This is a genomic window from Polynucleobacter sp. 39-46-10 (assembly GCF_002282275.1).
Genome location: NZ_NCJB01000114.1, coordinates 1 through 7,246, shown reverse-complemented (window position 1 = coordinate 7,246; position 7,246 = coordinate 1). Strand labels below are relative to the sequence as shown.

General features: G+C 47.1%; 4 protein-coding genes. 3 read left to right on the top strand and 1 reads right to left on the bottom strand.

Features of this window, described 5'->3' with window-relative positions:
* Together B7X71_RS09965 and recN are read left to right on the top strand one after the other, a co-directional pair.
* Positions 1 to 672, top strand: a 672-nt coding sequence (locus B7X71_RS09965) for an NAD(+)/NADH kinase (RefSeq protein WP_293600649.1), incomplete at its 5' end; no start/stop codon positions are given.
* Positions 673 to 698: 26 nt separating this feature from the next.
* Positions 699 to 2,369, top strand: a complete 1,671-nt coding sequence (gene recN, locus B7X71_RS09960) for a DNA repair protein RecN (RefSeq protein ID WP_293600647.1) — start codon at positions 699 to 701, stop codon at positions 2,367 to 2,369.
* Between the two features lie 5 nt (positions 2,370 to 2,374).
* Here the strand turns inward: recN and glnE are convergent, their stop codons facing one another.
* Complete coding sequence (gene glnE / locus B7X71_RS09955) at positions 2,375 to 5,191, bottom strand: bifunctional [glutamate--ammonia ligase]-adenylyl-L-tyrosine phosphorylase/[glutamate--ammonia-ligase] adenylyltransferase (protein ID WP_293600645.1); 2,817 nt, start codon at positions 5,189 to 5,191, stop codon at positions 2,375 to 2,377.
* Between the two features lie 78 nt (positions 5,192 to 5,269).
* Between glnE and B7X71_RS09950 the strand changes: the two genes are divergently transcribed.
* The coding region (locus tag B7X71_RS09950) for a DUF3971 domain-containing protein (protein ID WP_293600643.1) at positions 5,270 to 7,246 on the top strand (1,977 nt) is incomplete at its 3' end.

Here is a 7,246-nt window from a genome sequence, read left to right as displayed (position 1 = left end):
GGTGGCGATGGCACGATGCTTGGCATTGGCCGTCAATTGGCGGGCAGCAAAGTCCCCCTGGTTGGCATCAATATGGGTCGCCTGGGTTATATGACTGATATCCCAATCCAAAATGTTCAAACAGTCTTGCCGCAAATTATTGCCGGTGAATATGAAGCTGACACGAGAACCCTGCTCGATGCAGTTGTCATGCGCAATGGCAAACAGATTAATCAGGCACTCGCCTTAAATGATGTAGTTGTGAATCGTTCCGGAATTTCTGGAATGGTCGAACTCGCAGTGCGCGTCAATGGCTCGTTTATGTACAACCAGCGCTCTGATGGCTTGATCGTATCAACCCCTACTGGCTCAACTGCCTACGCACTTTCTGCTGGCGGGCCTATTTTGCATCCGCGTGTAGCCGGAATTCTGTTAGCCCCAATTGCCCCACACTCATTATCTAATCGCCCTATCGTATTGCCACAAGATATTGTGGTGAGCATCGAGGTAGTTGATGGTAGGGAAGTGATTGTGAACTTCGATATGCAATCACAGACTAATTTGCAATCAGGCGACATCATTGAAGTCAGTCAATCCAAAAAAACCATCACACTACTTCACCCTCGCAGTCACAGTGACTACAAAACCTTGCGAGAGAAGTTACATTGGAATGAGTATCCATCGACATTCTGATGTCGAACTTTTAGGTACGCTAGGTCATGCTTCAAACACTATCGCTTCGTGACTTTGTCATTGTTGACCAGTTAGAACTAGATCTTTCCTCAGGTTTTACAGTCCTCACCGGCGAAACGGGTGCCGGTAAATCCATTCTCTTGGATGCGCTCAGCCTGGTATTGGGTGAGCGTGCAGATAGTAGCCAGATACGTGAGGGCTGCAATCGTGCAGAAATTAGCGCTCTCTTTAGAGTAGATTCACAGCAAAATCAATACTTTAATCAATGGCTTGATGAGCAAGGCTTTCCACTTGAAGATGATGGGCAAAGCCTGCTCCTCAAAAGAACTGTAGAGGTAAATGGTCGTAGCCGCGCTTTTATTAACGGCAGCGTAGCAACCTTGGCACAACTGCGTGAAGCAGGCGATCAGTTGGTTGATATTCATGGGCAGCATGCACATCAACTACTACTTAAAGGTGGCGCGCAACGTGAACTACTAGATCGCCATGCGAACCACATGGATCTTGTGGTCGAGGTTTCTCAATTATTTAAAGCTCTAAATGAATCGCGTCGCAAACTAGAGCAAGCTGAAAATGCTGGGCAAGATATTGAACGTGAGCGTGAGCGCCTGGAATGGCAGCTAGAAGAGCTAAGCGAGCTCTCTCCACAAGAAGGTGAGTGGACATCCATTCAAAGTGAGCATGCTCGCCTAGCAAATGGCGCAAAAATTATCAGTGGGTGCCAAGAAGCAATTGATGTTCTCAGCGATGCTGATAACTCTGTAGAATCCACCCTCTCTAAAGCTAGCGCCAATATGAGTGCATTGGCAGAGCATGACTCATCATTAAGCGAAATCAGCCAAGCGCTGGAGTCTGCACAAATTCAGATTGATGAAGCAGTACACAGCCTCAATCGCTACTTACAAAAGCTGGATTTAGATCCTGCCCGCCTTAGTGAAGTAGAGGAGCGTATGCAAGCACTTCATGGCGCAGCTAGAAAATATCGCACCGAGGCAGATGACCTGCCAAAACTACTACTTGATACCACTGAACGTTTAGAAGCATTGACAGCATCTCAAAATATAGAGGCTCTGCGCGAGAAGGTGAAACAAGAAGAATTAGCCTATCTCAAGCAAGCAAAACAACTCTCGCAAAAACGTAGTAAAGCAGCGCTAGATTTAGGCAAGCAGGTTACCGCTGCCATGCAGGACCTATCAATGGCAGGTGGTCAGCTGGAGATTGCTTTGCTACCCCTTCCAGAAGGAGGTGCCCAGGGTCTTGAGCAAATTGAGTTTTTGGTTGCAGGTCATGCTGGGAGCACCCCACGCTCGTTAGCAAAAGTGGCTTCCGGCGGGGAGTTGGCCCGCATCAGTCTGGCCATTAGCGTCATCACCAGCAAGGCGTCATTTACCCCAACCCTAATATTTGATGAGGTTGATGCCGGCATTGGTGGCGCTGTTGCAGAGACAGTTGGGAAGTTGCTCCGTCAACTGGGCGAATCACATCAAATTCTGTGCGTGACCCATTTGCCGCAAGTGGCTGCGCAAGGAAATCACCATCTGAAAGTCAGCAAATCACAGGCGGGCGATAAAACCCTATCCCAAGTTATGCCGCTAGGAAGATCCGAAAGAGTTGAGGAGGTGGCTCGGATGCTGGGGGGCGCAACGATCACAGACACAACTCGTCGACATGCTCGAGAACTACTAGAGCAAAGTTAAGCTTTTCAAGCATTCGATGGCGCAAGGAATATTTCCTGCCATAGAGCCAACACCACTTCTCTTGCCTTAACCAGTTGAGGTTCACACTCTAAATCTACCCGCGTCTTTTCTGCACCATCTAAACGCAAGCGATGTTGACGCGCTCGCAGTAGACGATAAGCATCGCCTACATTTTGGGCCATCGAAGCTTGAATTAAACCCGCCTCTCCAGCAATACGTAGCAAGGCGATATTTCCTAAATTACCAATCAGTTGTGGGTAAGTATTTGAAAATGCTAAGACTAAAAATTGCACAATAAACTCAATATCTACCATGCCGCCGGCATCATGCTTTAAATCAAAGTCGGGAGTCGGATTTGGATGCCCAGCATGGACTTTGCGACGCATTTCTAAAATCTCATGGCGTAACTGATCAACATCACGCTTTTGACTTAAAACCTCAAAACGCACATCATCAAAGAATGCTCCAAGCACTTTACTTCCCGCCGAGAACCTTGCGCGCGTCAGAGCTTGATGCTCCCAAACCCAAGCAGCATTATCACCTTCACGTAGTTGGTATTTCTTAAACGCATCGGCATTGGTTACCAAGAATCCGGCGGAGCCATTTGGACGAAGACGTGTGTCGATTTCAAACAGACTACCAGTTGATGTGTAAGCCGTTAACCAATTGATCATGCGCTTGGCTAGTAAGGCGTAAATTTCTTGAGCAGCAAAATCGGTTTCCTCGGCTTGATATAAAAAAACCAAGTCCAAATCCGAGGCATATCCCAATTCTTTACCGCCTAACTTTCCATAGGAGATCACCGCAAATGGTGCGGTCGCATCAATAGGTAACCCAAACTTCTTAGCAACGCTAGGCCATACGCGCTCAAAAGTAGTCTGCAAGATTAAGTCCGCTAATGCAGATAAATGATCGCTGACCTTCTCAACCGAAAGCTCACGATCAACGCCAATTCCCAAATCCGCCAAAAGCGTAATAAAGGTCTCGGTGTGGTGGGTAATGCGCAAAATATCCATGGCCTGCTCTGAACCATCGCCATCAGCCATCACGTCATTCAAACGCATCTCTAGTGTGGCTTTTACTTCCTGCCAATATTGCTCCGGTTGCTCAATAAGAGCTTTTTCAGTACGCGAGTTAAGCAAGTAATCTAAAAGGTGGGGATGCCTAGTTAAATACTCCGCACCCCATTGAGAGGCTTTGAGCAAAGCGAGCACATTAGATAGCGCCTGCGGATACTCTGACAAAATCGATAAATAAGCACTGCGCCGAGCAACCGCCTCTAATAAATCAAAAAAGCGAAGCAAAGTTTGGTCTGCACTAATTCCTGTAGGCTGATCTGCCTGCAAACTATCCGCAGCCTTACGAATGAGATTGTTGAAAATGATCCTGCTTTTCTCTGGCAACTGTCTTTGCTTTGAGCTATCAGTCCAAGACAGCCAGCGAGTTGCAGACTCTGGAAACAGCATGCCGTTCGGCTCCCACCCTGCCGGCAAGGAGGTATTGTCTAGACGCGCCGCATCATCAAGCACAAATGCTTTTTCAAAATACTGAGCTACTGCCGCTTGATGTTTATCGAGCTCAGACATGAATGCATTCCGGTCTTGAGTTTGATTAGGGTCAACCATGCTCGCCGCTAAGCGAGTGCGTGCACCCTCATCCTCGGGCAAATAGTGTGTCTGCTGATCCTCCCACACCTGAATGCGATGCTCTAAGCGGCGCAAGTATATATAAGCCGCCTTTAGATCCTCTACTTCACTAGCAGGCAGAATTTCTTTTTGCTTCACCAAGTCCAAAACTTCTAGAGTAGGGCGAATGCGAAAACGAGGATCTGTACCTCCGCGCATTAACTGAAACATTTGCGCTAAGAATTCAATCTCACGGATACCACCACGGCCTAACTTAATATCCCTGGATCGACCATGATGATTGGAAGAACGCTTCTCAGCTTCATGCTGTATCTGCGCATGCAATTCACGGATGGATGCAATCACACCATAATCTAAGTGCCGGCGATAGACAAAAGGACGAATGAGTTGATCAAGCTCCCGCTCACAATGAGCAAAATCAGGTGATTCCGGTAAAGGCGCAATCAACCTTCCCTTAATCCAAGCGTAGCGCTCCCACTCCCTGCCTTGAACCAGGAGGTACTCCTCGAGCATATCGAGACTACAGACCAAAGGGCCAGAATCTCCATTGGGTCTCAGGCGCATATCTACCCGAAACACAAATCCATTTGCATCATGCTCTGCTAATAGTTTTATCAAACGCTTACCCATTCGAGTAAACCACTCGTGATAGGAGAGGCTCTTAGGCCCACCTTGCGTATCCCCTTCATGCTCATACAAAAAGATTAGGTCGATATCAGAAGAAAGATTAAGCTCTAAGCCGCCCAACTTACCCATGCCCACCACCATCAAGGGCATCTCTGAACCAGTGACCGTGCTCCAAGGCAAACCAAAGCGACGCTTCAGATCTTCGCGAATATAAGCAATCGATAATGCTACTACCTCCTCAGCAAAGTGACTGAGTGCATGCGTCACCTCACCAAGACTGGCCATACCATTGAGATCTCGGAAGGCAATCCAGAGCATGAGACGCTGCCTAGCCAACCTCAGATCAGCCATAAATTGAGCCTCATCCTGGTCTGGAGAAGCTAAAGCATCCTGACAAGGGGTTAATAGATCCCTAATCCCGGCAACATCTACCTTGCGAGCACCCTGCAAGCGAAGCCACTCTACCCATTCAGGGCGAGAATGAAGCCAACGTTGAGCGTAGCTGGAGTGCTGCTTTAGAAATTCAATTTGGACAGGAAAGCTAGTCATTTCTCTATATTAATCCGACTCTATATTCAAACTGCAGAAGCTTGGCGAGCAAGCAAGGGCTGACGGATAATAGAGTCTATGCTTCGAAATATCATCCGGACTCGCCTACAAAGTGCGCTTCAAAAACGTCCACCAGGTTCTAGCGGCGGTTGGCGCAAGCGCGCCCTCATACTTGCTGGTATCACCGTGGCTTTTTTTGTGCTTGGCCATCTTGGGGTGCGCTTTATTCTCTGGCCTCAGATCGAAAAATCTAAGCCGGCCCTAGAGCATTTGATGAGTGCGCGCTTAGGCGCCAACATCACGATGGATGACGTACAAGTATCTTGGACCGGAATTCGTCCGAGTTTTGCGATTCAGGGATTAAGGTTTAACAACTCAAAAACGTCGACCCCTTCCCTGCTTATTCAAGACATCAATGGGCAACTTAGCTGGCTAACTTTTTATCACTTAGCCCCGTATTTTCATGAGATCACATTTAATCAGATTGAGCTTTACGCACAACGAGATGCAAAAGGTGCGATCTCAATTGCTGGAATTCCCATTCATAGCAAAGAGAATGACTTTTCTGCCGAGAATTGGTTGTTTGCTCAAAACGATATACAAATCAACGACGCCAAAATATTTTGGGAAGATCAGCAAAGTCGAAAGCTAAAGACCTCAATTGACATTCAAAGCATCCACCTAAAAAATGGCATTCGCAGTCATCAAGGTCAGTTGCTTGTACAAACACCTTGGAGTGCTAGCCCAATCAAACTCCAAGCTGACTTTGTTCATCATCTTGGGGGACAAGAAGGCAATTGGCGAGATTGGATCGGAAGCTTTTCATGGGGGCTTACTGAACTCAATCTCAGCCATATTTCTAAGGATATTAGACTTCCACTCCATGATCTCGGTGGCAATGTCAACTCTCAGGGCAGCATAAAACTCGATAGCGGAAAAGCCAATGGTGGGCAAATCTCGTTGGCGGCCGATAATCTCCGAGTCCAATTAAATCAAGGCGAAGATCCCCTTGAGTTCGGTAGGTTGGAAACCAATCTAGTGCAGGGTACAGATGGCGGCCTCAATTCCATCACAACAAAAACTTTAGCATGGCGCAATATTGACAGTCCTAGCACCGCCCCCCTTGAAAAATTAAGCCCCATTACTTTCCGCTGGCGCTCCCCTAAGGATGGTGGCGAGATCACAGAGTTTGGTTTTTCCTCACCAAAAGTACAAGTAGAGGATGTTGCGCTCTTCGCACTCAATCTTCCCCTGCCGAAAAAAATACATCAGTGGATCAAGATTTCTGAAGCAGATGGTGAGCTGCAGAACTTGGATATCAATTGGTCTGAAAGAAAATCTGCTCTATCCACTTTACCAATTCCAGGCAATTGGTTTTCCGCCAATAAACTTGATTACACGATCAGCGCAAAGCTCAATGACATTAGCTTTACCGGAGTGAACAAATCGATGCCATCAGCTTTAAATTTGTCCGGCAGCTTAGTCAGCGATCAGAAGCAAGGCAGTTTCACACTCGACTCTACAAATCTTGAATTGGAGATGCATGATTTTTTATCTGATCCCGAGATTCAATTAGACCGCGCAAAAGGCTCCATTAGCTGGTCCAAGCAAAAAGGTAGTTGGCTCATTAATGCCAAGAAAATGCAGTTGAGTAACTCTGAAATCACCACCAATTTTGATCTGAGCTACCTTATTGGCGCTCCCAAGCAACCCGATCAAATGACGCTAGATATGGAATTCGTTAAGGCTAAATTAGCAACAGCGCATCGCTATTTACCTGTTGGAATGGATAGGGATAGTCGCGCCTATCTGAGTAAGGCGTTTGAGGCTGGAGAGATTCAAAATGGCTCTTTACATATTAAGGGCGACCCAAATCAAGTGCCTTACCCTAGCGGAACTGCGGGGGAACTCAGCTTGCATCTACCTTTCTCCACCGCAATATTCAAGCCAGCACCCCTGCTGCCAAAAAGCCAAGGGGTTTGGCAAGCATTTAGTAATGTCAGCGGCAACATTGACATGAAACAAGCAATCTTGAATGTAGATGTTGATAAAGCT

Bases quoted from the DNA above. Each gene is read 5' to 3' on its own strand.
- recN (WP_293600647.1), top strand. From the start codon at position 699: ATGCTTCAAACACTATCGCTTCGTGACTTTGTCATTGTTGACCAGTTA.
- glnE (WP_293600645.1), bottom strand. From the start codon at position 5,191: ATGACTAGCTTTCCTGTCCAAATTGAATTTCTAAAGCAGCACTCCAGC.